Raw genomic sequence first — 24,823 nt, 5'->3', positions numbered from 1 at the left:
TGAATACAGACAGCATCATTTTTATGGTGCTGTTTTTTGTGTTAAATCACCCATTTGTGTAATTGACAGAAGTTTGTTTTTAAAGGAACTTTGAAGGACAAACTTAAAAATTAATAGCCATGAAAACTAAAATTTTATTATTAACATTATTTTTTCTATTAGTGAATAGTTTAAGTGCTCAAGATAGTCTAGCCGTGCCACAAAAAGAGACTTGCAAAGAAAGTAAGCCTCTTATAGAAGGGTTGACGAAACTCATAGTATATGATTTTGCGTCTGGGAAATTTGATGAGAAGAAAATTCAAGTTAGAAGAAATGAGCCTGTTGCTATTAAAATTAAAAATATTAATCCATTCTTCTATCGTATTAATGTAAAAAGTAATGATAAAACTATCTCCTATCAAAATACTGATAAAGAAGAGTTAAGTACGGTTATCTCTGAGGTTCAACAAATGAATTATTACAAAATTCAAGAACAGTATTCTTTTGAGCAAGGTATTTTCTTATCAAGTATAGAAAGTAAAACTAGTAATACAAATAAAACTAATGTTAGAAATATCAAGCAACAGATAGTGGAAAAAGATACACTAACATTGGAGCAAAATACTATTAAAATGAAAATTGAAAGTTTAGAGAATACAATGGAAAGCTCTAAAGATAATAACAGTAGAGAAATTACGAGACTACAGGAAGAACTACTTAAAAATCAAAAGCTACAAAAACTAAAAGAACTTCAAATATCTAATATTATTAAAGCGTCAGAAGATGCAGAAGTATTTAAAATAATACTATCAGATAAAATCTTAAAACTAAACAATAAATATGCGCTATTTGAAAAAAATGCCAGAGAGATTATTAAACTAAATCAGAATTATAATAATTATATAGATAAGGTTATTTCATCGGAGCTTAATTATAATATGTATCAGAATATTTTAAAAAATCAAAATAAAGATGACTCAAAATGTGAAATTATTCCTCAATTAGAGACTACATTTTTGTTAAATAAAAAAAACTTAAATGGAGCATATAAAACATTTAATAGCTATCGAAGAGAATATTTGGAGATTTTACAGGACTTAAATTTGTTCACAATTTTTTTAAACTTTAATCTGGAAAGCTTGAATGACAAGGATGTGGTAAAATTAAATATAATGAAAGATATTGACCGTATGCAAAAATCAGTTAGAAATATAGACGAGGTTGTTCAAAAGATTAATTTATCAAAAAAACTAAATCAAGTAGAAATTTTAGATAGATTGTTAAGAAAACAATCAACTTATGAATATGTTTCGGCTCCTATTCAAGGGGAAGAAGATTATCTTGAATTTGATGTGAAAATCAGAAGTAAAAGAAACATGGAAGATACTTTTCATGTAGATAATGATAAAAGTTTTGTTTACAAAGAATATATAAAAGGAGGTATTCGTTTTGACTTTAGTATAGGAACAGTTTTCGATTTCTTTACAACGGATAAAAAATATACATTAACTGACGAAAATATTGTACAGAGAATGAATAATAATAAATTTAATCCAACCATTGCCGCTATGTTTCATGCAAGTTTTAGAACCCCATGCAATATTGCTTATGGTGTTTCTTTGGGAACATCCTTTGGAACAAATTTTAGTTTTAATTCTCTTTTTCCTGGCTTTAGTATTTTATTTGGGAAAAAAAATAAATTCATTTTAACTGCAGGGCCATCTTTTCGCTCTGTTGATGAATTAAAATCAAACTATAAAGAAGGACATAAACTCGATTCAAAAATCGCCGATGAAGATTTATTAACAAAAAACTTCAGAGTAGGGGCATTTTTTGGAATTACTTATAATCTTACTCAAAAACAACAGTCATCCATGAAATTTGCACAGTAATAACTTTTAATAATCTTTAAAATTAACTAAAATTTAACTCACAATAACCCCATAAATTCCCATTCATTTGCTTCAAAAACTCAAAAATTCATTAAATTTGTCTGAACTATAAAAAAACGAACAATGAGTTACATTTCTTACATAGAAGCGAGACAAATTTTGGATTCAAGAGGAAATCCTACAGTTGAAGTAGATGTATTCACGGAAAGTGGTGCGATGGGACGTGCTGCGGTACCTTCCGGGGCTTCTACAGGAGAACATGAAGCGGTGGAATTGCGCGACGGCGGTTCAGAATATATGGGGAAAGGAGTTCTTAAAGCGGTTGAGAATGTAAGAGAAGTGATTGCGCCCGAGTTGGTAGGTCTTCCTGTATACGATCAGAATCTTATCGACCAGATTATGATCGATCTTGATGGAACCAATAATAAAGGAAATCTTGGAGCAAATGCGATTCTTGGTGTTTCTTTGGCAGCGGCTAAAGCAGCAGCAGCAGAATTGAAAATGCCTTTGTACAAATATGTTGGCGGTGTCAATGCAAACACACTTCCTGTTCCAATGATGAATGTGATCAACGGAGGTTCTCACTCCGATGCACCTATCGCGTTTCAGGAATTTATGATCATGCCGGTAAAAGCAGATTCTTTCTCTCACGCATTGAGAAAAGGAACGGAAATTTTCCACAACCTTAAATCCATTCTTCACTCAAGAGGTTTATCTACTGCGGTAGGCGATGAAGGAGGTTTTGCACCAACTTTCAAAGGAACTGAAGATGCTTTGGATACTTTACTTCAGGCTATTGAAAAAGCAGGGTACAAGCCGGGTGACGATATTATGTTGGCGCTTGACTGTGCAGCTTCCGAATTCTACAAAGACGGAATCTACGATTACAGAAAATTCCAGACGCCGGATGCCGCTCAGTTCTCAAGCAGCGAGCAGGTTTCTTACCTTGCTGAATTGGCAGCCAAATATCCGATCATTTCAATTGAAGACGGAATGCAGGAAAACGACTGGGAAGGCTGGAAAATGTTAACCGATAAAATCGGAGACAGAGTACAGTTGGTAGGAGACGATTTATTCGTAACCAATGTTGAAAGACTGTCAAGAGGAGTAAAAGAAGGAATTGCAAACTCAATCTTGGTAAAAGTAAACCAGATCGGATCCCTTTCTGAAACAATGGCAGCGGTACAAATGGCGCAGAACAACAGATTCACTTCTGTAATGTCTCACAGATCAGGAGAAACTGAAGACTCTACAATCGCAGATTTGGCAGTAGCAATGAACTGCGGACAGATTAAAACAGGATCGGCTTCAAGATCAGACAGAATGGCGAAATACAACCAATTGTTGAGAATTGAAGAAGCTCTTGGTGAAACCGCAGTTTTCCCGGGCTTAGATGCTTTTAAAATCAAAAGATAATTAATCGAATTTATAAATAACGGCAAGCGAAATTTTTAGTTTGCCGTATTTTGTAATAAGTAGTATATTTAGAAAAAAATAAATTAAATAATGTCAGACAACAAGGTAATATTGAATTACGACGGTAATTCATATGAATATCCAATTGTGGATAGTACTATCGGAGACAGAGGAATCGATATTTCAAAATTAAGAGACCAGACAGGTCTAATCACTCTTGATTTAGGGTATAAGAACACCGGAGCTACACTTAGTGACATCACTTACTTAGACGGAGACAAAGGAGAATTATTCTACAGAGGATATCCGATTGAGCAGATCGCTGAGAAATCTAACTTCACAGAAGTGATGTACCTTTTATTACACGGTGAATTGCCTTCTCAGGATCAGTACAATTCTTTCGAATCAAACATTAAAAAATATAATTTCGTAGCAGAGGAGATGAAAAAGATCATGGATGCTTTCCCTCGTTCTGCTCACCCAATGGGAGTTTTATCTTCTTTAACTTCTGCGTTAACGGCGTTTAATCCAAAAGCAGTTAACGTAAATTCTAAAGAAGAGATGGATCATGCTGCAGAATTGTTAATTGCAAAATTCTCTCACCTTTGCGCATGGACGTACAGAAAAACTCAGGGATTGCCGCTTAATCACGGAGACAACAGCCTGAACTATGTAGAAAACTTCTACAAAATGGCTTTCAGAATGCCAAATCAGGAATTTGAAATCGATCCTGTTGTAGTAGGTGCTTTAGATAAATTATTAATTCTTCACGCAGATCACGAGCAAAACTGTTCTACTTCTACAGTAAGAATGGTAGGTTCTGCGCATACAGGTCTTTTCGCTTCAGTTTCTGCAGGGGTTTCTGCACTTTGGGGACCACTTCACGGTGGAGCAAACCAGGCGGTTATCGAAATGCTTGAACTGATTGAAAAAGATGGAGGAGATGTATCTAAATACATTGCAAAAGCAAAAGATAAAAACGATAATTTCCGTTTAATGGGATTCGGACACAGAGTATACAAAAACTTCGATCCGAGAGCAAAAATCATCAAGAAAGCTGCTGATGATATTCTTAATGCACTAGGAATTCAGGATAAAGCGCTTGATATTGCAATGCAGTTAGAAAGAGTAGCTCTTGAAGACGAATACTTCGTAGAAAGAAAACTGTATCCAAACGTAGATTTCTATTCAGGAATTATTTACAGAGCATTAGGAATTCCTACAGAAATGTTCACCGTAATGTTCGCATTAGGAAGATTACCGGGATGGATTTCTCAGTGGAAAGAAATGAGACTGAAAGGAGATCCGATCGGAAGACCAAGACAAGTTTATCAAGGGGCTCCAAAAAGAGACTATATCGATATGGTTAACAGATAATCAATATTTTACTATAAACAAAAATCCTGAAGCTTGCTTTGGGGTTTTTTTTATTTCACGGATTTTTTTTAACTTAAAGTATGGAAAATGCGAAATTAAATTCACTAAAAATTACAATGAGACTTAATGTTGTTCTCTATATTGTTTATGGACTCTTTCTCCTGATTGAAACATTTGATTTCCTTGAAATGCTTCATACAAAACCTGAAGATTATTCGCCCACGTACAGCTTGGTAAACGTTATTTTTTACCAGATGGAGATGTTCATTTGTTTCCTTTGTGCCTTTAGTTTAATTATTCTGGTTTCTACAAAACAATCTTTAAAAATACTGTTTTTTATCAGTCTTTCTCTTTTAATTTTCAGGGCCGCAACCGTCTATTACCTCTATTTTTATGAGACTGAAGAAAGATGGATTCCGTTTATTTATAAAAGAGCCAATGATTTCAGCATGCTGTTCAGAAGAACTTTAGTTCCGGGGCAGTTGATAATCGGTGTAATTTCTCTTTGGTATTCAATCACGGTTTTAAGGGCAGACAAAAAATAGAATTACTGCAATTTATTATTGATTATTTCAGTGGCTTTTTTGACGTTTTCCGCGCGAGTATCCTGAATACTTATTGCTGTCCTTACACCCTGAATCATGACCATTGAAGCTGTTCCGGTTTCAATAAAGTATTTTAAAATGGCGCCATTTTCAAGTTCTGCTGAGCCAAAAGTAAGTGCTTCCTTTTTACTTTTAAATTCTCCGTAAAATTTATCTTTTGCGTTCATCAGATTTCCGGAAAATAAATTGCCGTTTTCGAGGGTAATCAATTTTCTTGTGGTTAAAATGCTGAAATTTTCTGAATTAATAACAGTTGAGCAGATAACTAATTCTTCATTATCCAATTCTAAAGGATAATTTTTGAATAGATTTTTAGAATCGGTTTCGTAAAATTTTGTCCATTTGAAATCATAAGGTTTTAGTGTGCTCCGTTTAATTTTTGCGATGCAGATGTTATGAATTGATTTATCTGATTTTTCCATTTTGTATTCGTATGTTACAAAAATACAATATAAAAAAACCTGCATAAAGCAGGTTCTGGTTTTTCTTAAGGACATTGACATCTGTCACAAGTCCAGAGTGTGCATGCGCCTGTTTCATAATCATATTCGCAGCAGCGTCTTGCAGCAGATGCTCCTCCGATAATCGATTTTTGCTGTTCTCTTCCTAGTTTTTGTGCTTTTAAAAGCACAGATTTTTTTGTGTTCATGATGTTTTTTGGTGTTTGATTGTTAATACTTTATGTTTTAATTTCTACAGAAATTATATCACTAAGGTAGGAATTTTAATTAAAACTTTTTACATTTTATCAAAAAATAATTCATAACCAATTATTGTGAATAAAATTATCTGATAAAATCGCTTATTTAAGTGAATAAATGCTTTAGTCTATCAATCTGCTGAAGTAAAAAACTGTAAGAAGATTATTTCATAGATTTATATTGCGCAGATCGCCTAAAAACAGGACAAAAGTTTCCCAGATTCAGTCCTTTACTTATATTTGTAGCATTGCATAAATCTTTATGAAGCTAAATATAAAAAACGAAACGGGCAGGCTGAAATCAGTGGTTTTAGGACAACCCAATTCAATGGGAGCAGTTCCTACATTAGAGGAAAGTTATGATGCAAAGTCGTATCATTCTATCGAAAATAACATCTATCCGAAAGAATCGGATATCATCCATGAAATGAACGCTTTTGAAGCAGTTTTAAAAAAATATGACGTAGAAGTTCTTCGTCCGGACATCATTGCAGATTACAATCAGGTTTTTGCAAGAGATGTTGCCTTTGTAATCGATGATAAAATGATCATTTCCAATGTTATTGCAGACCGTGCAGACGAACAGGAAGCTTATAAAACGGTTTTTGAAAAAGTGGCGTGGAGAAAAATAATTAATCTTCCGGAAACAGCACACATTGAAGGTGGAGATGTTATTGTCTGGGACGATTTTCTGTTTATCGGAACATGTTTCAGTGAAGATTACAGAAGTTATAAAACGGCAAGAACCAATGAATATGCCATCGAAATTCTGAAAGAATACTTTCCTAAAAAAAGAATCATTGATCTGGAGCTGAAAAAGAACGACAGAATACCGTATGAAGGAATTTTACATCTGGATTGTACATTCAATCCTATCGGAAAAGATAAATGTATTATTTACAAAGACGGGTTTGTAGACGAAAGCGATTACCGCCTGATTATTGATATTTTCGGTGAAGAAAACTGTTTTCACGTTACAGCGGAGGAAATGTTTGAGATGTTCCCGAATATTTTTTCAATCTCTCCTGAAATCGTAGTTTCCGACAAAGCATTCACCAGAATGAACAATCACCTCAGAAACGCATGGGGAATGACCGTTGAAGAAATTCCTTACCGTGAGATTTCTAAAATGGGAGGACTTTTACGTTGCTCGACAATGCCATTAGTAAGAGAGTAGCTGAGTTTGAGAGTCTGAGTGTTTTAGAGTTAGAGAGTTTTGGGGCTGAGTTGTTGTTATTTTTTCTATTTTAGCTTAAAATACAAAGATGTCAACAATTAAATTTCACCAAGATTTAAAGGTGTTTCAAAAGTCAGTAGAATTTGCGATGATAATTTTTGAACTCACAAAATCTTTTCCTAAAGAAGAACTCTACTCTCTTACAGATCAGATAAGGCGTTCGTCACGATCCGTTTCGGCAAATATAAGCGAGGCTTGGGGAAAAAGAAAGTATGAAAAATCTTTCGTCGCAAAGCTTACAGATTCTGAAGGAGAAGCAAGAGAAACCCAAACATGGCTCTTGTACGCATGGAAATGCAAATATATAAAAGAAGAACAGTTTATTAGTTTAAATAAACAATACAATCAAATAATCGGGATGTGGTCAATATGATGAGTCAGTCACAGAATTGGTGTACATTTTCCTCAACAGATAAAAAGTAAAAAGTAAAAAGTAACTTTCACTAAAACACTAAAACACTAAAACACTAAAACACTAAAACACTAAAACTCAAAACACTCTCAAACCAAAAACACCCTCAAACCCAAAGTATGCAGACAACAGATACAGTACTAATGATAGAGCCGATTGCATTCGGATTTAATGCAGAAACGGCAAAAAACAATTATTTTCAGGTAGAGCAGAAAGGTTTCGATACCCAGTTTAAAGCTTTGTCAGAATTTAAAGCTTTTGTTGAAAGATTGAGAAGCAAAGGAATTAACGTCATCACGGTAAAAGATACATTAGATCCACACACTCCGGATTCAATTTTCCCGAACAACTGGGTAAGTTTTCACAAAGACGGAAAAGTAGTTTTATATCCGATGTTTGCTTCCAACAGAAGAGTAGAAAGAAGAGACGATATCATTGAAACCATTAAAGAACAGGGATTTGAAGTCGCTGAAATCGACGACTGGTCTTTTCCTGAAACACAGGGACATTTTTTGGAAGGAACAGGAAGCATGATCTTCGATCACGATAACAAAATTGCTTACGGTTCAGTTTCTTTAAGACTGGATGAAAACCTGTTCAGAGAATTTTGTGAGAAGTACGGTTTTACGCCGGTTGTCTTCCATTCATTCCAAACCGTTGGAGAAGAAAGACTTCCGATTTACCACACCAACGTGATGATGTGTGTAGCAGATAAATTTGTGGTAATCTGTCTGGATTGTATCGATGATGAACTCGAAAGAAGCAAAGTCATTGAAACCATTAAAAATTCAGGAAAAGAAATCATTGAAATTTCTGAAGAGCAGATGCAGCAGTTTGCCGGAAATATGCTTCAGGTAAATAATAAAGACGGACAGAAATTTTTGGTGATGAGCGAAACCGCTTATAAATCCTTACATCAGGATCAGGTTGCAGCGATTGAAAAATACTGTGAAATCATTTATTCTGATCTAAACACAATTGAAGTAAACGGAGGTGGAAGTGCGCGTTGTATGCTTGCAGAAGTTTTCTTACCAAAAAAATAATATATTTGCTGAAAATACATTGAATTGGAATCATTAACCAGCAAAGGTTTACATATTCTTCTGACTTTGGAAACGGAGTCAGAAGCTTTGTTAATAGACGGTGACGGTTTCTTGGCATTTACCAGAGATATGCTCGCAACAAAAGACGTGGAAATTGTAGGAATTACCAGTCATATTTTTGAAAATAACAGCTTTACTTCCGCGGTTTGCCTTAAAGAATCCCACCTCTGTATTCATACGTGGCCGGAATTTAAACAACTTACTTTTGATGTTTTTCTCTGCAATTATCTGCAGGATAACACAGAAAAAGTTGAAAAAATTGCAGATGAAGTAATAGAATATTTTAAAGCTAAAACCATTCAGAAACACAAAATTTACAGATAAAAAATGTTTTATGTTTGTCCCGCCTGCGAATCCGGAAATAAACTGGATCTTACTTTCGATATAAAAGAATATGTCTGTAAGACCTGTTCTTATCTTATTGATGTCGAAAATAATAAACATCAGAAACACATCAAAGTTCCTACAGAAAATGTTGTATTGGATATCGGGCAGAAAGGAATCATCGACAATACAGAATATACCGTCACCGGAATTATTATCCGAAAATATGGGACAAGTATCTTTTGGAGAGAATATTATTTAAAAGATACAAAAGGAAAAGATGCTTTTTTAAGTGAGAGCGATGGTCATTGGGTTTTGCTTCACACAATTGATAAAATGGATGTGAAAAGAAAATCATGGAACAGTCTTATTCTGGAGTATGGAGCTATAAGTTTCAGAAAATATGAAACTACGGAATGTCATATTCATGCTGCTGCTGGTTTTTTCGAAGAAAGACTGGATTTCGGAATTTCTACTTACAAAGAATATGTAAACGGAATCTATATGGTTTCTGAGGAAAAATCTAAAACCAGCATACAATATTTTTCAGGCAAACACATCTCAAAATACAAAGTAAAAAAAGCGTTCGGAATTTCAAACCTTCCCAATTATTCAGGAATAGGAATTGTTCAGCCATTTTATGTAAATGTAAAGCACACCATTAATATTATGGCGGTTTCAGCATTATTAATCAGCCTGATTCAGTTGTATGTAGTCGGGACGAGAACCAATAAATCGGTTTTCGAGCAGGAGATTAATTTTGCAGATGTCCGCAATAAAGAAATGGTCAGCAAAAGCTTTGAATTATCAGGCGGTTCTGCCCCATTGAAAGTTGAGGTATATTCAAATGTGGATAATTCTTGGGCAAATGTCGGCTTAGGATTGGTGAACGAGAAAACCAACGAAATAGTTTATGCTTCAAAAGACATTGAGGAATACCACGGTTATGAAGACGGTGAAAACTGGAGCGAAGGAAGGCGGGATGAAAGTTTTAATTTCTGCGGAGTTGCTCCCGGAAAATACCACTTTATTATTTCGGCAGAAAAACAGGAATCTCCAAAGGTTATGCCTCCATCATATTACGCCACCCAAGACGGAAGTTTAACCTTATCCAGAGATAACAACGGAACCATTAATGTTACCAACAACAGTACGATGGAAACAACGGCTTTCGGAGACTCTAAAATGATAAAGGAAGACACAACAAGCAGCCTCGGACAATTTGTTCATCAGACTTTAGGAAAAGCGGATATCGACTCTCTTTTGAATACCAATCTTACAGCCGGAGCGACAACACCAGAGTTAACCGAAAACAAATCGGTTAAAATTAAAGCAGAATGGCTTCCTGTTTCCTTCAGGAATTTTGTGTTTATTCTTTTGTTTATCATCGGGTTTGTTGTAGCAGTCTGGTTCGGAAGAAAATCTTTCGAAAGATCAAAATGGTTCAACAGTTCAAATTCACCTTACACCTACTCATAAACGATGGAAAATATCATTAACTACATAAAAGAACACTGGATTCTCTGTCTCATTGGAGTTTTTTTTGTCGGCTGGTTTACTTATCTCACTTTTGGCGGCAACCAGTTCTGCGACTGCGAAAAAACAGAAACCTACAGAGACGGAACCACAAGAAGACACCACTCTTCCGGAGTGGGCTATTACAGATACTATCACAAATAAAAATATAAACTATGGATCAGATCAACTTTTTACCGGTCATCAATTCAGTGATTTATTCCTTTCTGGGAATAGCCATATTGCTGGTTTGTTATTTAATTATTGAAAAAATAACGCCGGAAAAAACATGGCACGAAATCGCTCACAATAAAAATACCGCTTTGGCGATTATTTTCGGAGCTTTCATTATTGGGATTTCAATTATCATAAGCGCAGCGATTCATGGATAAAAAGAGGATTCCTCTTGAACTGCTTTTGATGTTTTCGGTGTTTGTCATCGCAACCTGCGGACTGATCTACGAATTGGTGGCGGGAGCTTTGGCGAGCTATCTTTTGGGCGATTCCGTAAAACAGTTTTCCTTCATCATTGGAGTCTATCTTTTTTCGATGGGAGTCGGATCGTATTTTGCCAAATTCATCAAAGGAAATTTAATTGATAAATTCATAGAGATTGAAATTCTGGTCGGAATCATCGGCGGAATAAGCTCTGTGGTTTTATTTATTCTGTTCAATACTTTGGCTCATTTTGAAGCCGTGCTGTATCTTTTTGTCTTTTTTACAGGCTGTCTGGTTGGAGTAGAAATTCCGCTTTTAATGAATATCTTAAAAGACAGGGTTCAGTTTAAAGATTTGGTATCCAATGTTTTCGCCTTTGATTATATCGGAGCTTTATTGGCTTCTATTCTGTTTCCTTTGGTACTGATTCCGCAATTAGGAATCGTAAAAACCCCTTTGTTTTTTGGCTTGGTTAATATTTCAATTGCCATATTTTTATGTTTCTATCTGAAAAAAGAACTTTCAAAACCAGTTTCATTAAGAATTAAATCAATCGGAGCCTTTCTTTTGCTTGTTATTCTGTTTATTTTTTCAGACAGAATTTTATCATTTTCAGAAGAAAAATTATATGGTGAAAATGTCGTTTACACCAAAAGTTCGCCTTATCAAAGAATCGTGTTAACCAGAAACAGCCGTGAATTCAGATTATATTTGAATAACAATCTGCAGTTTTCTTCAGTAGACGAATACCGTTATCACGAAGCGTTGGTTCATCCTGTCATGTCGATGGCTAAAAAGATCGATCATATTTTAATTCTCGGCGGTGGAGACGGTTTCGCAGTTCGTGAAGTTTTAAAATACAAAGAAGTAAAAGACATCACTCTGGTGGATTTGGATGGAGAAATGACAAATTTTTTCAGGAATAATGAAACGATGAGCCAATTGAACCAAAGCTCTTTATCCAATCCAAAACTGAAAGTAATCAACAAAGATGCTTACATCTGGGTGAAAGAAAACTCAAAAAAATACGATGTTATCATTATTGACTTTCCGGATCCTTCCAATTACAGTTTAGGAAAATTATATTCTTTACAGTTTTACAAAGAGCTGGAAAGACTGACTACTTTAGATACAAAAATTGTGGTGCAGACTACCTCTCCTTACTTTGCCCCGAAATCTTTCTGGTGTATTGAGAAAACAATTAATCAGATTTTTCCTTTTACTTCCGCTTATCACACGTATGTTCCGTCATTCGGAGAATGGGGATTTTCAATGGCTTCTTTTGAGCCGATCAGCAATAAAATCTATCGTAAAATTCCGAATCTGAAATTTTATGATTATAATTTCTCGCAGCTTTCTTACTTTACGAAAGACATGAAAACCAAAGATATTGAAGTCAATCGATTGGATAACCAGATTTTAGTACGGTATTTTGATGAAGAATGGGGTAAAGTTCAATAAAAAGTGTCAATTATTTATTATATTTGTGTCATAAATTGATACTTAAATTGTAGAAATATGATAGCTGAAATTGAAAAATATATAGAAATCCAGAACAACATCGATCAGATTCTTAAAGATTCACCATTTAAAATTTCTTACATTATTGAAAAAACAGGAATTAAGAAACCTACCTTTTTTAAAAAAATGAAAGAAAAAAGATTTACTTCCGAAGAACTGCTTTCTATTGCTAAAGTAATGGAACCTGTTTATAGAAACGAAACCCATGAAGAGATTTTAGAATCGTTGAAAAGATCCGAAGAAGATTTCAGAATGGGAAGAACGATATCTCACCAGGAATTAATGAAGCAGGCTCGTGCAAGATTAGAACAGCGTAAGAATGAGAGTAGAATATAGTGATCTTTCCAAGAAGGATTTTGAAAATCTTCAGGATTATCTTTTTGATCATTGGGGCGTTCTGGTTTTAGAAAATTTTTTGGATAAATATGATCAGGCTATTCAAATGCTACTTCAAAAAATGTATACTTTGAAAAATATAGAGATACAGGGTTTATGAAATATTTAGTAACGAAACATAACTACATTATTTATGATTATCAGGATGATATGTTGAGAATCCACAGAGTTATCAATAATTTTCAGAATCCCGATGACAATTACGAAAGCATCTCAAAATAACCATTAAATCTTGCCGACTCAGCCCACTCAATTTTCCAGAAAAGATTTCCTTAAAACCATGTTCTTAGGCAGTCTCATGATTCCTTTTTTACACTATTGCAGTAAAAAAGGCAAATCGTTATTGCTAAAAATCACCGGAACCAATCATATTTTAGGGCACAAACTCTGGGTGAAAGATTTTCCTCAACCTACAGAAGAAATTCGCACAAAATACCTCGTTGTCGGCGGAGGAATTTCAGGACTTTCGGCGTGTAGATTTTTCAGTCAGAATCAGGAAAACAATTATCTGTTGCTCGAAATGGAAAACCATGTGGGCGGAAACTCTTCCAACGGACAGAACAAATTTTCAAAATTTCCTCTGGGAGCGCATTATTTGCCATTGCCGAATAAAGAAAATACTGAAATTATCCAATTTCTGAATGAATGCAAAATGTATCAGGGAGACGATGAAAACGGCGATCCGATTTTAGACGAATATCAGATGACTTTTCCGCAACAGGAACGGTTATTTTTCAAAAATTCATGGCAAAATGATATCGTTCCGCAAAACGGAATTTCCACAGAAACAAAAGCGGAATTCGACCGTTTTTTTAAAATGATGGATCACTTTCAGCATAAAAAAGATGCAGAAGGAAAATATTGGTTTGCCATTCCGGTTCACGATTCCAGTCGGGAAGATGAGGTTTTACAACTAGAGAAAATTATTTTCAAAGACTGGCTGAAACAAGAAAATTTTACATCTGAAGAATTACTATGGCTGTTGGATTATTCCTGTCGCGACGATTATGGTTTGGGAATCGATTATGTTTCAGCTTGGGCTGGAATTCATTATTTCGCCGGAAGAAAAAACAACTGGAGCAAAAAATACAAAGATCAGGTTTTCACATGGCCGGAAGGAAATGCAAGACTGGCAAAACATTTTTCAAAATATACGGAAGGAAAATCTTCATCGAATAATTTAGTTTTTGAGGTAAAAATTAATGATAAAAATGTTGAGGTTTTAAGTTTCGACAATATTCAGAAAAAGACAAAAAAGATCATTGCTGAAAAAGTTCTCTTCGCAACTCCGCAATTCGTCAACGAAAGAATTTTCAACAATAAAAGGGCTGAACATTTTAACTATGTTCCGTGGCTTTTAACAACGATTACTTTACAAAACGATTTCGGTGGAGATGAAGAATTGGCTTGGGATAACGTAATTTACGGTTCCGATGGTTTGGGTTATATTTACGATCAGCATCAGAATGTAAACCAGATTATGGGTGAAAAAGTGATTACCTACTACAGAAGTTTTTCTACCAACGACTGTAAAAAAGCAAGAAAAAAATTATATGGTCTGAAAGAAGAACAGTTGAAAAGCCTTGTTTTGGAAGATTTAAAAAAAGCCCATCCAATGATTGAAGATTTTATCCTCGAAATACAGTTTCACAAAATCGGTCATGCGATGATTGCTCCGGTTCCGAACCAAATTTTTGGAAATTCAGAAAAAGCAAAACAGCCGGTTGACGGAAAAATTTTCTTTGCCCATTCTGATCTTTCAGGAATTTCAATTTTTGAAGAAGCATTTTATCAGGGATGGAGAACCGCAAAGCAGATGCAGCAATTTGATTAATATTAAAATAAGAATTCAAACCTTATAGGTTTTTAAAACCTGTTAGGCTTCCCAAAAATAAAAATGAAACAACCCTGGATCCATAACGCAAAAACAGACGGCTGGTTTATTCTGTCGCCGCCTTTCATTATTTTGCTGGTCGTTTTATTATTTCAGAAACAGATTCAGGGGCTGGAAAATCATTATTCCTTTTACACATGGCTTTTCCTGATTGTTTTTGTGGATGTAGCGCATGTGTATTCGACCTTATTCAAAACCTATTTCGTTAAAGAAGAAGTCAGGAAAAGAAAATTGCTCTATTATGGAATCCCTGCATTGAGCTGGATTTTAGGATTGATTTTATACCAGTTCGGAAGTCTTACTTTTTGGTCGGTTTTGGCTTTGGTGGCGGTTTTTCATTTTATCAGGCAGCAATATGGTTTCATGAGAATTTATACCAGATTTGAACCCAATAACTGGAGTAAAAAGTTGGATGAAATTGCGGTGTATTCTGCTACAATTTTTCCGATGTTGTATTGGTTTAAAACACCGAGAGCTTTTACTTGGTTTGTCCAAAATGAATTCAACTGGCTTCAGAATCTTCCGGATTATGTTCCTGTAATAAAGTTTTTGTATTTTGGGATTTTAATGATTTGGATCGTAAAAACGGTGTATAAAATTTTCAAAACCAGACAATTTAATATTCCGAAAATTGCCTTAATTTCAGGGACTTATCTTTCGTGGTATTTCGGAATTGTTTATTTCAACAACGATTTGGTTTTCACTTTCCTGAATGTGATTTCACACGGAATTCCTTACATTGCTTTAATTTACATCAGAGAAATAAAGCAAAAAGAGGATCAAAATCTAAACCGTCTTTCTTTATTCAAATCTGCTTTCGGGATATTTTTGTTTATTCTCGTTATTCTTGCTTTTGCATTTTTCGAAGAATTTCTATGGGAAATATTGGTTTGGAACGAACATTTTTCATTACATCTGAATGTTTCTTTAGACTGGTTTCAGTTTTTAGTCCCTTTATTAGTCGTTCCTCAGCTTACGCATTACTTATTGGATGGCTTTATTTGGAGAAAACCGAAAAAAGTTAATTAATTTTGTCCTCAAAGTTAAAACATATGAAAATGCAGAAGTGCCTCCTTTCATTCATGCTTTTGTTGGGATTTTTCAGTTTAAATGCTCAGCAGAAGACATTTTGTAACCCGATTAATATCGATTACGGGTATACTCCGTTCGAAGTTTTTTCAAAACAGGGAAAACACCGTGCTACGGCTGATCCGGTGATTGTTAATTTTAAAAATAAGCTCTTTCTTTTTTCCACCAATCAGGAAGGATACTGGTACAGCGACGATATGCTCGACTGGAAGTTTGTCCACCGAAAATTTTTAAGAGACAATAAATATACCCACGATCTGAACGCTCCTGCAGTTTGGGCAATGAAAGATACTTTGTACGTTTTCGGTTCGACATGGGAACAGGATTTCCCGATCTGGAAAAGTACCAATCCCACCAAAGACGACTGGAAAATTGCTGTTGATACTTTAAAAGTCGGAGCATGGGATCCTGCATTTCATTACGATGAAGACAAAAACAAGCTGTACTTGTATTGGGGATCCAGTAACGAATGGCCTTTGTTGGGAACTGAAGTAAAAGTAAATACCCTTCAGTCCGAAGGTTTTGTAAAGCCGACCATCAGGTTAAAACCGGAAGATCATGGTTGGGAAAGATTTGGGGAATATAATGACAATGTTTTCTTGCAGCCTTTTGTAGAAGGAGCGTGGATGACGAAGCATAACGGAAAATATTATCTTCAGTACGGAGCTCCTGCAACGGAATTCAGCGGATATTCGGATGGAGTATATGTGAGTAATAAGCCTTTGGAAGGTTTTGAATATCAACAGCATAATCCGTTTTCTTACAAACCGGGAGGTTTTGCGAGAGGAGCAGGACACGGTGCAACGTTTGAGGATAATTATAAAAACTGGTGGCATATTTCAACCATTTTTATTTCAACCAAAAACAATTTTGAAAGACGTTTGGGAATCTGGCCTGCCGGATTTGATAAAGATGATGTAATGTATTGCAACACGGCTTACGGAGATTATCCAACCTATCTTCCGCAGTATGCACAGGGAAAAGATTTCTCTAAAGGACTTTTTGCAGGATGGATGCTGCTGAATTACAATAAGCCGGTTCAGGTTTCATCCACTTTAGGTGGTTATCATTCTAATTATGCGGTGGATGAAGATATTAAAACGTATTGGAGTGCCAAAACAGGGAATTCCGGAGAGTGGTTTCAGACGGATTTAGGAGAGGTTTCTACCATTAATGCGATTCAGATCAATTATGCCGATCAGGATGTTGAGTTTATGGGAAAAACGCTGGGCAAAATGCATCAGTATAAAATCTATGGTTCCGATGACGGTAAAAAATGGAATGTTATTGTGGATAAAAGCAAAAACACCAAAGATGTTCCTCATGATTATGTAGAATTGGAAAAACCTGCCAAAGCAAGATTTCTGAAAATGGAAAATCTGAAAATGCCAACCGGAAAATTTGCATTAAGCGGATTCAGAGTTTTTGGAAAAGGCGCAGGAACTGTTCCCGGAAAAGTTCAGAATTTTGTTCCGTTGAGATCTGATCCTAAAAAATACGGCGAAAGAAGAAGCATCTGGATGAAATGGCAGCAGAATTCCGATGCAGACGGATATGTTATTTATTGGGGAAAATCTCCTGAAAAATTGTACGGAAGCATTATGGTGTACGGAAAAAACGAATATTTCTTCACCGGAGCCGATAGAGCGGATGCATATTATTTCCAGATTGAAGCTTTCAATGCGAATGGAGTTTCAGAAAGATCGGAGATTTTTAAGTCTGAATAAAATATTAATAAACGCTTTGAGTTTTTCAGAGCGTTTATTTTTTTAGTAATAAAGAGAATATTATTTTTTTATAATATCCCATCTTAAAAGATTATTCCTTTTCTCTAAAGCTTTTTTATTGTTTCTTTCCACCATTCTATAAAATTCGGAATCTGATATTTCTTTTCCGTTACCGTCAAAAAAGATTTGTTTCAGATCATTGTTATCATTGTTCCGCTGCGGAGAAGGTTTGTCGAAATAATTTTTTAAAATAGTTTTGAAAGAATTTTCTGTTACTGAAATAAGCTTATGTCTGAAATAATATGGAAGTTCTTCTGGATTTGAATTTCGAAGTGATTTTATCTCTACGAGCTGAAATGAAATTCCTTTCTTCTCGTCTTCTGCTTTTACAATTAACCCAGGTAAGCCATGGAGCAAATAAGGACCGTCCTGAATGGGAATATCAGTTGTAAACCAAACTGTCCATTTTCTGTTATATAATTTAGTTGTCGCTTTTTGAGCTAAAAAATTTAAAATCTTTTCTTTTTCAGGAAAGATTTTCCATTTAGGTTTTTTCTGCATGTTTACCTGATAATAATTCTGACAGCTTGTATACAATGTCATATTAAAATCTGGATAATTTTTTACAATAACGTCTAAATACTGAATTCCCTGATAAGGAAATTTATGTTTCGGTTTCTCTTTAATTCTTACTAAAGAGTCCTGTTCGGGAATATCGTAAGAATAAAATCGGGAACTGTTTTTATGAATATCAAGATTCAGAAATTCTCGTTTCTTGATGTCAAGCTGTGTGGAATCTTCTGCGAAACTGTATTCGTAAACAAAACGTTTATTTTGAGATTTATATAACTGAGCTGTTATTAAAAGAAAAAATACTATTCTGTACATCTAAAGAATTTTAAGGATTTATATTCTTCATAAACTCCTCAATTTTGTTAACCAGAAAATCTGCATTGGAAGACTGATCCCAGCCGAGATGATCTCCAGTAAATTCATAGGATTCATGATACACTTTATTTTCTGATAGAACCGAGTCCAGCGTTTTCTTTTGAGACAGTGGAACCACATGGTCATTAATTCCGTAATACGAAAGGGTAGGAGCGGAAGTTGGAGTAATCCAGTGAACCGGACTTCCAAAGTCCATTAGCGTTGTTTTGCTGTCAACGATTTTAGGATCAATCAAATGTTTTTCTACGAAAGCATAATCTTCATAATTTTTAAATCCTGAATCGTTCAGATCAGTGGGACCGACGATATTGATAACCGCTTTTACCTTTCTGTCCGGATCAAATTTATAAGCATACAACATAGCTAAATGTCCGCCCGCGCTGTTTCCGAGAAGAATATATTTGGGATGAATTTTTAAGGTTTTTTCTACATTGTTCATAGCACTGGTAATATCATCCGTTTGACTGGGAAGAGCAAAACGCTTGGATGAAGCAAGCCTATAATCCAGATTGACAAAAATATGTTCAGGAAATTTTTTCATCAGATCATAAGTGAAATCCGTAAGCTGAGATCTTCTTCCGCCGCGCCAACCGCCGCCATGAATAACGATGAAAACGTCTTTATCTTTTAAAGAAGCCTTAGGAATATAAACGTCCATTTTCTGTTCCTTGTCTTTTCCGTAGGAAACATTTTTTTCTATCGTAAAAGATTTACCACTTCCGAAATCAATGGTGTTTTGCTTACAGCCTAAAAGTGTAAGAAGAAATAAACCTGCTAAAGCAATTAAACGACTCTTCATCATTGAATTTTAATTAAAAATAAAAAAACTCGCCGATTTCTCAGCGAGTTTACCACAAAAAATGATTTATATGAAGAAATGATTGTTATCTTGTTCTGTTTTTAATTTCGTCTGAAGCACTTTCAATATTTCTTACTTTTTTCACTTTCTGGTTTCCGAAATTGTAGGTGATGCTTACATTAATACTTCTTTTGTACTGGTCGTTTCTAATGTAGTTATAGTTTCCGGAAGCCTGTAAATCTTCAATTTCCACGACATTGGTTCTTAAAACATCATTCAGATTCACCGCAAAAGTCCAGTCGTTCCAGTTTTTCTTAATGTTCAAATCTAAACTTGCTAAGTTTTTCAGCATACCAAGTTCTATCTGCTGTTTATCCACATAGAAGAAATTTACGCCTAAGAACCATGTTTTCTTTTTGTCTAAACGGATGGTGTTGTTGCTGGTAATCAACATACTTGCAGATTTTCTGTTGTTTACATAAGTGTCAAAAACCTGTCCTGTTGTAGGATCTGTATCTAATGTTCCGTTGTTGATGTTATACTGTACACCCGCATTGAAGTTTAATGTAAGATATTGCTTGAATAAAGATTTCTGAATTCCCAACATAGCAGACATTTCCTGCTTGTCTCCGAAATTGGTTCTGATGTACGCCAACTGAACTCTTTTCTGATTGGTTTTCGGATCGATATAGCTTCTCTGCAACGGAACCTGCGTAATCTGGTCTTTTTCATACGTATGATTCAGAATCAGGAAATAAGAATTTTTGTACATATATGTTAACTCCTGATTGTAAGTGGAAGACGCTTTTACGAAAGGATTATTTTGGGTATAATTATCTTCTGTAATCAGATTTTTTACAGGGTTCAGTTCCCAAAAGCTGGGTCTTCTCATTCGGCTTGAAAATGAATAAGATATATTGTTCTTATCATTAATGGCATAATTGAAACTCAAATAAGGTAAAAGATTATTATAATTTCTTTCGATCTGCTGATTGGTTTCTACATTGTTTTTCCAACTGTCTGCGGTGCCTAAGCTGTTCGTGATTTCGTATCTGGCTCCGATTTTTCCTGAGAATTTATCCGAAAACTTCTTTTCAAAAGTTACATACAGACCATAAATATTTTCATTGTAAATAAAATGGTTAAAATCGTTTTGAGAAGCTAACTGGTTACCGGAAAGATCGTATGGATATGAATAGTTTTTGGTGTCGTTGTCTGTTTTTGTTTTATTGTAATTTCCTCCGGCAGAGAATGTAAAATCGTTTTTAAATTTCTGAATATAATCTACCGTCCCGGAAAAATTGTTAATAACCTGCGGAAGATCCTGAATTATTTTGCTGCTGTTTTGGGTGAAATTTCCTGCGGCATCCTGAATCAGTGTGTTATTATTCGTGTACTGAAATCTTTTATAATTAAGATAAGCTGCATTCACGTTAAGTTTGCTTCCTAAAGAATCAAGCTTTACTTCATAGTTTAAATTTACAGAATTGTTATAGCTTCTTGCGTCCTCTTTATTTTTAGTTTTAGTATAAGCGGTTGAAAGTATATTGCCGTTAGTATTATATTTTGTAATCGTGTTCATCAGATCAATCGTAGAATTGTAGCTTTTGTTTGCCCATGTATTCCATGATAAAGCCAGATTACTTTTGTCATTCAACTGATAATCAATATTCAGATATCCTCCTAAATTTTTGTTCGGATCATCAATATTCCCTACAGATTCATTCTGTACATTTTCAGATCGGTTTCTAAGAACATATGCTTGCGGATTGATATTTTCGCCACCACTAAGATTCGCATTAATTCCAAGTTTGTCTTTTCTGTAATTTACGGAAAAACTGGCGTTGCTTGCATTGTATTTACTCTGGGTATTAGACATTCTCATATTTCCGCTGGTTCCGTCGCTCATTTTTTTCTTCAGCACGATATTGATGATCCCATCGGAAGATTCCACCTGATATTCACTTCCCGGAACTGTAATCACTTCAATTTTCTGGATATTTTCTGCGGGTGTATTTTTCAGAAACTGAACCAGAGATTCTGCATCCATATTGCTTTTTCTGCCGTTAATGTAGATCAGCGCATTGTTCTTTCCTGCAATCTTTAACGTTTTATCATCTGTTGTAGACAATAGGGGAGTCTGCTTCAGAATATCGAATGTTGTATTGCCTTTTGCAATGGGAGATGCAGCAACATCATATACAAAACGGTCGCTTTGTTTTTTGAAAACCTGCTTGGTTAAAGTAACTCCTTCTATGCTTTTTGTTTTTACAGTATCCTTTTTAGTTTGCTGAGCGAAAGATAATCCACTAAAGAATATAGCTGCGATAAGAATGGGCGTTTTCATGTTTTATAATTTTAGAGAGTTTTTAATAGCTTGTATTTGTTATTATTTAACATTGCAAAGATATATAATAAATTAAGTATCTTGCAATACAAAGTACTTAAAATGTTTTTAAATTAAATTTAACTAATTGATTTTCAGTAAATAAAATTTTAGATTAAATTTTTTGCTTTTGTTCCTTTGCTGTCAATAAGACAATTTTGAGCATGACTGTATTACATTTCAGGATGAAATTTCTGAAATGTTGTAGTGGTGATAAAAAGAAAAAAGAACCGAAATGGTTCTTTCTATTGAATTTATTCTCTGTCGAAACGGGCAAGCTTTTTATCGATCCAGATCGTGGCAAACGGGAAGAAAGCGGCAATTAAGGCAAAAACGCTGTCTTCATCGTCCCAGATGTAAATTTTTCTTATCGCGGGTAAAAAAATCAGATAAAGAGAAAAAAAGAAACCGTGAATACTTCCGATGGTACTGATGTAAACAATAGGAAGGATTTCATCGGGATTGGTACGGATCCAGATCATTGCGGTGAAAAGAAAAAACCACGAAACGGCTTCTGCAAGGCAGATATTCTTAAACCACTTAATGATTTTTTCCTGTGGATATTTTAAAAATAATTTTTCTAAGAAATTCATAAATTTTACATATCATTAATTCAGGACTAATAAGAAACCTCCAGCTTCCATCTTCCTGCATCGGCTTATCAAAGCTAAATTACTTATAAAAACTGCTCCCATCCAAATAATCAAAAACTTCGGGAGGAAGCATCGGTCTTACATTTTTTCCGCTTTTAATCATGTTTCGGATTTCTGTTGCGGAAAGCTCAATAACCGGCGCGTTGATTAGAGAAATATTTTCGTGCTGAAGATATTCAGAATCTTTCTTTTCACCTTCAAAAACCCTCGGATAAACAATGATGTGATGATTCTTAATTAAAGTTTCAGCATTCTTCCATTTATGAAGGCTTTCCAGATTATCTTCTCCCATGATTAAACTAAAAGAATAGTCCGGATATTTCTCATGAAGATAAGTCAGTGTATCAATCGTATAACTTGGCTGCGGAAGCGAAAACTCTACATTTGAAGCACGCATTCTCGGATAATTTTTTACCGCAAGCTGCACCATATCCAGTCGGTTATGATCTTTTAACAAAGATTTCTTTTCTTTAAAAGGATTTTGCGGACTTACCACAAACCAAAGTTCATCCATATCGGAATTTTCCAGAATGTAATTGGCTAAAATTAAATGACCAATATGAATGGGGTTAAACGAACCGAAAAATAAACCAATTTTTTTCATAAAAAACTTCTAATCCCTGAATTGTACATCTTTAATATTCAGATAATGTGTGACATTTCCTTTCCAGTGATTTTCTTCCAGTGTAAAGGCTAGATCAAAATATTTATTTCTGAAATCATCTGCAAACTGTCCTAATTTGAAGCCTACACATTCAATATTTCTTCCGGTGGACTCCTGCTTAATGTAGAATTTAAGGTGATTATTATCTTTCCCCATTGTTTTGATATATCCCGAAACCTTCTGATTGGTTAAGGTAAGAATCGGTTTCATATTGTGAGGTCCGAAAGGAGCTAATTTTCTGTGGAAATTGATAAATTCCCGGTTAATTTCATCAATCTGAATTTCCGAGTCAATCGTAATGGATGGCTCTTTCTGATGTTCTTTGATTTTTTCAGAGACAACACGTTCAAATTTTTCTTTAAAAGCGGCAAATTTTTCTTTCTCCATAGAAAGTCCTGCAGCAGCATGATGTCCTCCGAATTTTAAGAAATATTCCGAACACATATCCAGTGCTTCGTGAACATCAAAATCCGAAACGGATCTCGCCGAAGCCACCATTTCCCCATTATTTCCATCGGTAAAAACGAGAGTGGGTTTGTAGTAAGTTTCAATCAGTCTTGAAGCTACAATTCCGATCACACCTTTGTTCCATTCAGGATGATAAACGATGGTGGTATATTTTGTTTCCTGCTGAGATTCAATAACCTGATTCAAAGCAGAAAGAGTAGAATTCATATCCAGTTCACGCCTTTCATCGTTAAGATTCATGATGTCGCTCACGATCTGGTGAGCATGTTTCAGGTTATCCGAAACCATAAGCTCAACGGCTGCTTTTCCGTGCGAAATTCTTCCGGCAGCGTTAATTTTCGGCGCAATTTCAAAAACAATATTTGAAATTTCAAAATGAGAAAGCTTGTCTTCAGGAATTAATAATCTTAATCCTAAATTTCTCGTTTTTCGAAGAGTTTTCAGTCCCATTTTAGCCAAAACCCTGTTTTCGCCTGTCATCGAAACGATATCTGCAGCAATGGAAATCGCGAGAAGATCTGTTAATTCAAACAGTTCAGCTTCAGGAAGTTTATAAATGGTGTTGAGACCCTGACAAAGTTTAAAACCTACTCCGCATCCTGAAAGTTCTTTGAAAGGATAGCGGCAGTCACTTCTTTTCGGATCGAGAACGGCAACGGCATCAGGAATTTCTTCGCCGGGTAAATGGTGATCGCAGATGATAAAATCAATATCCAGACTTCTGGCATAGCTGATCATATCTAATGCTTTGATTCCGCAGTCTAAAGCGATAATCAAAGAAAAGCCGTTTTCTTTGGCAAAGTCGATTCCTTCGGTGGAAATTCCGTATCCTTCAGAATTTCTGTCGGGAATATAGTAATCTAAATATTTTTTCTGAACAATTTTGCTGAGGTAGAGGTACATCAGTGCAACGGCAGTTGTTCCGTCCACGTCATAATCTCCGTATACCAATATTTTTTCTCCATTCTCAATTGCAGTGGCAATCCGCTCTACAGCTTTTTGCATATCTGCCATTAAAAACGGACTGTGAATGTCGTTAAGGTTGGGTTTAAAAAATTCTCTTGCCTTTTGATAATTGTCAATTCCTCTGAGAACGAGGAGTTTAGATTCAAAAGTTCCAAAACCAAGAGACGAACTTAATCCATCCACAATTTCCTCATCGGGTTCGGGCTTGTAAATCCATTTTTGACTCATTTCACAAAAATAGGGAATTATAATTTAAAAGAAAAGTTTATTGTTGAAGGGGAAGTGTTAAAAAAAACCGTTCAGCAGTTGAACGG

General features: G+C 35.0%; 26 protein-coding genes. 18 read left to right on the top strand and 8 right to left on the bottom strand.

The features are described from left to right. Positions 1-119: 119 nt before the first annotated feature. From QWT87_RS08125 to QWT87_RS08110, 4 genes are all read left to right on the top strand, one after another. Positions 120-1,871 (top strand): hypothetical protein, encoded by a 1,752-nt coding sequence (locus tag QWT87_RS08125; RefSeq protein ID WP_302715584.1) that lies wholly within the window; start codon positions 120-122, stop codon positions 1,869-1,871. A gap of 123 nt (positions 1,872-1,994) precedes the next feature. Further along, positions 1,995-3,287 (top strand): phosphopyruvate hydratase, encoded by a 1,293-nt coding sequence (gene eno, locus QWT87_RS08120; RefSeq protein WP_076391886.1) that lies wholly within the window; start codon positions 1,995-1,997, stop codon positions 3,285-3,287. Between the two features lie 90 nt (positions 3,288-3,377). Next, positions 3,378-4,664 (top strand): citrate synthase, encoded by a 1,287-nt coding sequence (locus tag QWT87_RS08115; protein ID WP_076391888.1) that lies wholly within the window; start codon positions 3,378-3,380, stop codon positions 4,662-4,664. Between the two features lie 116 nt (positions 4,665-4,780). Beyond that, complete coding sequence (locus tag QWT87_RS08110) at positions 4,781-5,209, top strand: hypothetical protein (RefSeq protein ID WP_302715580.1); 429 nt, start codon at positions 4,781-4,783, stop codon at positions 5,207-5,209. A 2-nt stretch (positions 5,210-5,211) separates the two neighbouring features. On the opposite strand, the gene QWT87_RS08105 is transcribed toward QWT87_RS08110, so the two are convergent. Beyond that, entirely contained in the window at positions 5,212-5,691 is a 480-nt protein-coding gene (locus QWT87_RS08105; RefSeq protein ID WP_302715578.1) for a hypothetical protein, read from the bottom strand. 65 nt (positions 5,692-5,756) lie between these two features. Next, a complete protein-coding gene (locus QWT87_RS08100) occupies positions 5,757-5,918 on the bottom strand; it encodes a hypothetical protein (RefSeq protein ID WP_302715576.1) in 162 nt (53 codons plus the stop codon). 313 nt (positions 5,919-6,231) lie between these two features. Between QWT87_RS08100 and QWT87_RS08095 the strand changes: the two genes are divergently transcribed. The 14 genes from QWT87_RS08095 (at position 6,232) to QWT87_RS08030 (ending at position 17,625) form a co-directional block, all read left to right on the top strand. Continuing rightward, entirely contained in the window at positions 6,232-7,146 is a 915-nt protein-coding gene (locus tag QWT87_RS08095) for a dimethylarginine dimethylaminohydrolase family protein (protein WP_087707978.1), read from the top strand. An 88-nt stretch (positions 7,147-7,234) separates the two neighbouring features. Then, a complete protein-coding gene (locus tag QWT87_RS08090; RefSeq protein ID WP_337250572.1) occupies positions 7,235-7,579 on the top strand; it encodes a four helix bundle protein in 345 nt (114 codons plus the stop codon). 158 nt (positions 7,580-7,737) lie between these two features. Continuing rightward, complete coding sequence (ctlX, locus tag QWT87_RS08085) at positions 7,738-8,661, top strand: citrulline utilization hydrolase CtlX (protein ID WP_302715573.1); 924 nt, start codon at positions 7,738-7,740, stop codon at positions 8,659-8,661. Between the two features lie 24 nt (positions 8,662-8,685). Further along, on the top strand, positions 8,686-9,045 hold the full coding sequence (locus QWT87_RS08080; protein WP_087707972.1) for an S-adenosylmethionine decarboxylase family protein: 360 nt from the start codon (positions 8,686-8,688) through the stop codon (positions 9,043-9,045). 3 nt (positions 9,046-9,048) lie between these two features. After that, positions 9,049-10,524 (top strand): DUF4178 domain-containing protein, encoded by a 1,476-nt coding sequence (locus QWT87_RS08075; RefSeq protein WP_302715570.1) that lies wholly within the window; start codon positions 9,049-9,051, stop codon positions 10,522-10,524. A gap of 3 nt (positions 10,525-10,527) precedes the next feature. Continuing rightward, positions 10,528-10,725: a hypothetical protein gene (locus QWT87_RS08070; protein ID WP_302715567.1), complete on the top strand. Its 198-nt coding sequence runs from the start codon at positions 10,528-10,530 to the stop codon at positions 10,723-10,725. 11 nt (positions 10,726-10,736) lie between these two features. Then, positions 10,737-10,952, top strand: coding sequence for a DUF350 domain-containing protein (locus QWT87_RS08065; protein ID WP_256038223.1), 216 nt, complete (start codon positions 10,737-10,739; stop codon positions 10,950-10,952). Next, positions 10,945-12,459: a polyamine aminopropyltransferase gene (locus tag QWT87_RS08060; RefSeq protein WP_302715563.1), complete on the top strand. Its 1,515-nt coding sequence runs from the start codon at positions 10,945-10,947 to the stop codon at positions 12,457-12,459. Before QWT87_RS08065 ends, QWT87_RS08060 begins: the two co-directional genes overlap by 8 nt. A gap of 57 nt (positions 12,460-12,516) precedes the next feature. Next, positions 12,517-12,855, top strand: a complete 339-nt coding sequence (locus QWT87_RS08055; RefSeq protein ID WP_302715561.1) for a hypothetical protein — start codon at positions 12,517-12,519, stop codon at positions 12,853-12,855. After that, positions 12,839-13,015: a hypothetical protein gene (locus QWT87_RS08050; RefSeq protein WP_302715558.1), complete on the top strand. Its 177-nt coding sequence runs from the start codon at positions 12,839-12,841 to the stop codon at positions 13,013-13,015. The genes QWT87_RS08055 and QWT87_RS08050 overlap by 17 nt, the downstream gene beginning before the upstream one ends. Continuing rightward, positions 13,012-13,137: a hypothetical protein gene (locus tag QWT87_RS08045; protein WP_302715556.1), complete on the top strand. Its 126-nt coding sequence runs from the start codon at positions 13,012-13,014 to the stop codon at positions 13,135-13,137. Before QWT87_RS08050 ends, QWT87_RS08045 begins: the two co-directional genes overlap by 4 nt. A 10-nt stretch (positions 13,138-13,147) precedes the next feature. Beyond that, positions 13,148-14,749 (top strand): NAD(P)-binding protein, encoded by a 1,602-nt coding sequence (locus QWT87_RS08040; protein ID WP_302715554.1) that lies wholly within the window; start codon positions 13,148-13,150, stop codon positions 14,747-14,749. 63 nt (positions 14,750-14,812) lie between these two features. Further along, entirely contained in the window at positions 14,813-15,838 is a 1,026-nt protein-coding gene (locus tag QWT87_RS08035) for a hypothetical protein (RefSeq protein ID WP_302715552.1), read from the top strand. A gap of 29 nt (positions 15,839-15,867) precedes the next feature. Beyond that, entirely contained in the window at positions 15,868-17,625 is a 1,758-nt protein-coding gene (locus QWT87_RS08030) for a discoidin domain-containing protein (protein ID WP_302715550.1), read from the top strand. 60 nt (positions 17,626-17,685) lie between these two features. Here the strand turns inward: QWT87_RS08030 and QWT87_RS08025 are convergent, their stop codons facing one another. The 6 genes from QWT87_RS08025 to recJ form a co-directional block, all read right to left on the bottom strand. Beyond that, entirely contained in the window at positions 17,686-18,513 is an 828-nt protein-coding gene (locus tag QWT87_RS08025) for a GLPGLI family protein (RefSeq protein ID WP_302715547.1), read from the bottom strand. A gap of 10 nt (positions 18,514-18,523) precedes the next feature. Next, positions 18,524-19,375, bottom strand: coding sequence for an alpha/beta fold hydrolase (locus QWT87_RS08020; protein WP_302715544.1), 852 nt, complete (start codon positions 19,373-19,375; stop codon positions 18,524-18,526). 82 nt (positions 19,376-19,457) lie between these two features. Next, positions 19,458-21,719, bottom strand: a complete 2,262-nt coding sequence (locus QWT87_RS08015; protein WP_302715541.1) for a TonB-dependent receptor domain-containing protein — start codon at positions 21,717-21,719, stop codon at positions 19,458-19,460. A gap of 293 nt (positions 21,720-22,012) precedes the next feature. Continuing rightward, on the bottom strand, positions 22,013-22,351 hold the full coding sequence (locus tag QWT87_RS08010) for a DUF3817 domain-containing protein (protein ID WP_302715539.1): 339 nt from the start codon (positions 22,349-22,351) through the stop codon (positions 22,013-22,015). 79 nt (positions 22,352-22,430) lie between these two features. After that, positions 22,431-23,015, bottom strand: a complete 585-nt coding sequence (gene nadD, locus QWT87_RS08005) for a nicotinate (nicotinamide) nucleotide adenylyltransferase (RefSeq protein WP_087707954.1) — start codon at positions 23,013-23,015, stop codon at positions 22,431-22,433. A 9-nt stretch (positions 23,016-23,024) separates the two neighbouring features. Then, the gene (gene recJ, locus QWT87_RS08000) at positions 23,025-24,737 is read right to left on the bottom strand and encodes a single-stranded-DNA-specific exonuclease RecJ (protein WP_302715534.1); all 1,713 of its coding nucleotides are present in this window, start codon (positions 24,735-24,737) and stop codon (positions 23,025-23,027) included. Positions 24,738-24,823 lie beyond the last annotated feature (86 nt).

The sequence above is a fragment of the Chryseobacterium urinae genome (assembly GCF_030518295.1).
Lineage (GTDB): Bacteria > Bacteroidota > Bacteroidia > Flavobacteriales > Weeksellaceae > Chryseobacterium > Chryseobacterium mucoviscidosis.
The sequence above is the reverse complement of the archived record's forward strand: the minus strand, read 5'-3'. Positions and strand labels throughout refer to the sequence as shown.

Excerpts from the sequence above, each read along its gene's own strand:
- QWT87_RS08125 (WP_302715584.1), top strand. The coding sequence starts at position 120 with ATGAAAACTAAAATTTTATTATTAACATTATTTTTTCTATTAGTGAAT.
- eno (WP_076391886.1), top strand. The coding sequence starts at position 1,995 with ATGAGTTACATTTCTTACATAGAAGCGAGACAAATTTTGGATTCAAGA.
- QWT87_RS08115 (WP_076391888.1), top strand. The coding sequence starts at position 3,378 with ATGTCAGACAACAAGGTAATATTGAATTACGACGGTAATTCATATGAA.
- QWT87_RS08110 (WP_302715580.1), top strand. The coding sequence starts at position 4,781 with ATGAGACTTAATGTTGTTCTCTATATTGTTTATGGACTCTTTCTCCTG.
- QWT87_RS08105 (WP_302715578.1), bottom strand. The coding sequence starts at position 5,691 with ATGGAAAAATCAGATAAATCAATTCATAACATCTGCATCGCAAAAATT.
- QWT87_RS08100 (WP_302715576.1), bottom strand. The coding sequence starts at position 5,918 with ATGAACACAAAAAAATCTGTGCTTTTAAAAGCACAAAAACTAGGAAGA.
- QWT87_RS08095 (WP_087707978.1), top strand. The coding sequence starts at position 6,232 with ATGAAGCTAAATATAAAAAACGAAACGGGCAGGCTGAAATCAGTGGTT.
- QWT87_RS08090 (WP_337250572.1), top strand. The coding sequence starts at position 7,235 with ATGTCAACAATTAAATTTCACCAAGATTTAAAGGTGTTTCAAAAGTCA.
- ctlX (WP_302715573.1), top strand. The coding sequence starts at position 7,738 with ATGCAGACAACAGATACAGTACTAATGATAGAGCCGATTGCATTCGGA.
- QWT87_RS08075 (WP_302715570.1), top strand. The coding sequence starts at position 9,049 with ATGTTTTATGTTTGTCCCGCCTGCGAATCCGGAAATAAACTGGATCTT.
- QWT87_RS08070 (WP_302715567.1), top strand. The coding sequence starts at position 10,528 with ATGGAAAATATCATTAACTACATAAAAGAACACTGGATTCTCTGTCTC.
- QWT87_RS08065 (WP_256038223.1), top strand. The coding sequence starts at position 10,737 with ATGGATCAGATCAACTTTTTACCGGTCATCAATTCAGTGATTTATTCC.
- QWT87_RS08060 (WP_302715563.1), top strand. The coding sequence starts at position 10,945 with ATGGATAAAAAGAGGATTCCTCTTGAACTGCTTTTGATGTTTTCGGTG.
- QWT87_RS08055 (WP_302715561.1), top strand. The coding sequence starts at position 12,517 with ATGATAGCTGAAATTGAAAAATATATAGAAATCCAGAACAACATCGAT.
- QWT87_RS08050 (WP_302715558.1), top strand. The coding sequence starts at position 12,839 with ATGAGAGTAGAATATAGTGATCTTTCCAAGAAGGATTTTGAAAATCTT.
- QWT87_RS08045 (WP_302715556.1), top strand. The coding sequence starts at position 13,012 with ATGAAATATTTAGTAACGAAACATAACTACATTATTTATGATTATCAG.
- QWT87_RS08035 (WP_302715552.1), top strand. The coding sequence starts at position 14,813 with ATGAAACAACCCTGGATCCATAACGCAAAAACAGACGGCTGGTTTATT.
- QWT87_RS08030 (WP_302715550.1), top strand. The coding sequence starts at position 15,868 with ATGCAGAAGTGCCTCCTTTCATTCATGCTTTTGTTGGGATTTTTCAGT.
- QWT87_RS08025 (WP_302715547.1), bottom strand. The coding sequence starts at position 18,513 with ATGTACAGAATAGTATTTTTTCTTTTAATAACAGCTCAGTTATATAAA.
- QWT87_RS08020 (WP_302715544.1), bottom strand. The coding sequence starts at position 19,375 with ATGATGAAGAGTCGTTTAATTGCTTTAGCAGGTTTATTTCTTCTTACA.
- QWT87_RS08015 (WP_302715541.1), bottom strand. The coding sequence starts at position 21,719 with ATGAAAACGCCCATTCTTATCGCAGCTATATTCTTTAGTGGATTATCT.
- QWT87_RS08010 (WP_302715539.1), bottom strand. The coding sequence starts at position 22,351 with ATGAATTTCTTAGAAAAATTATTTTTAAAATATCCACAGGAAAAAATC.
- nadD (WP_087707954.1), bottom strand. The coding sequence starts at position 23,015 with ATGAAAAAAATTGGTTTATTTTTCGGTTCGTTTAACCCCATTCATATT.
- recJ (WP_302715534.1), bottom strand. The coding sequence starts at position 24,737 with ATGAGTCAAAAATGGATTTACAAGCCCGAACCCGATGAGGAAATTGTG.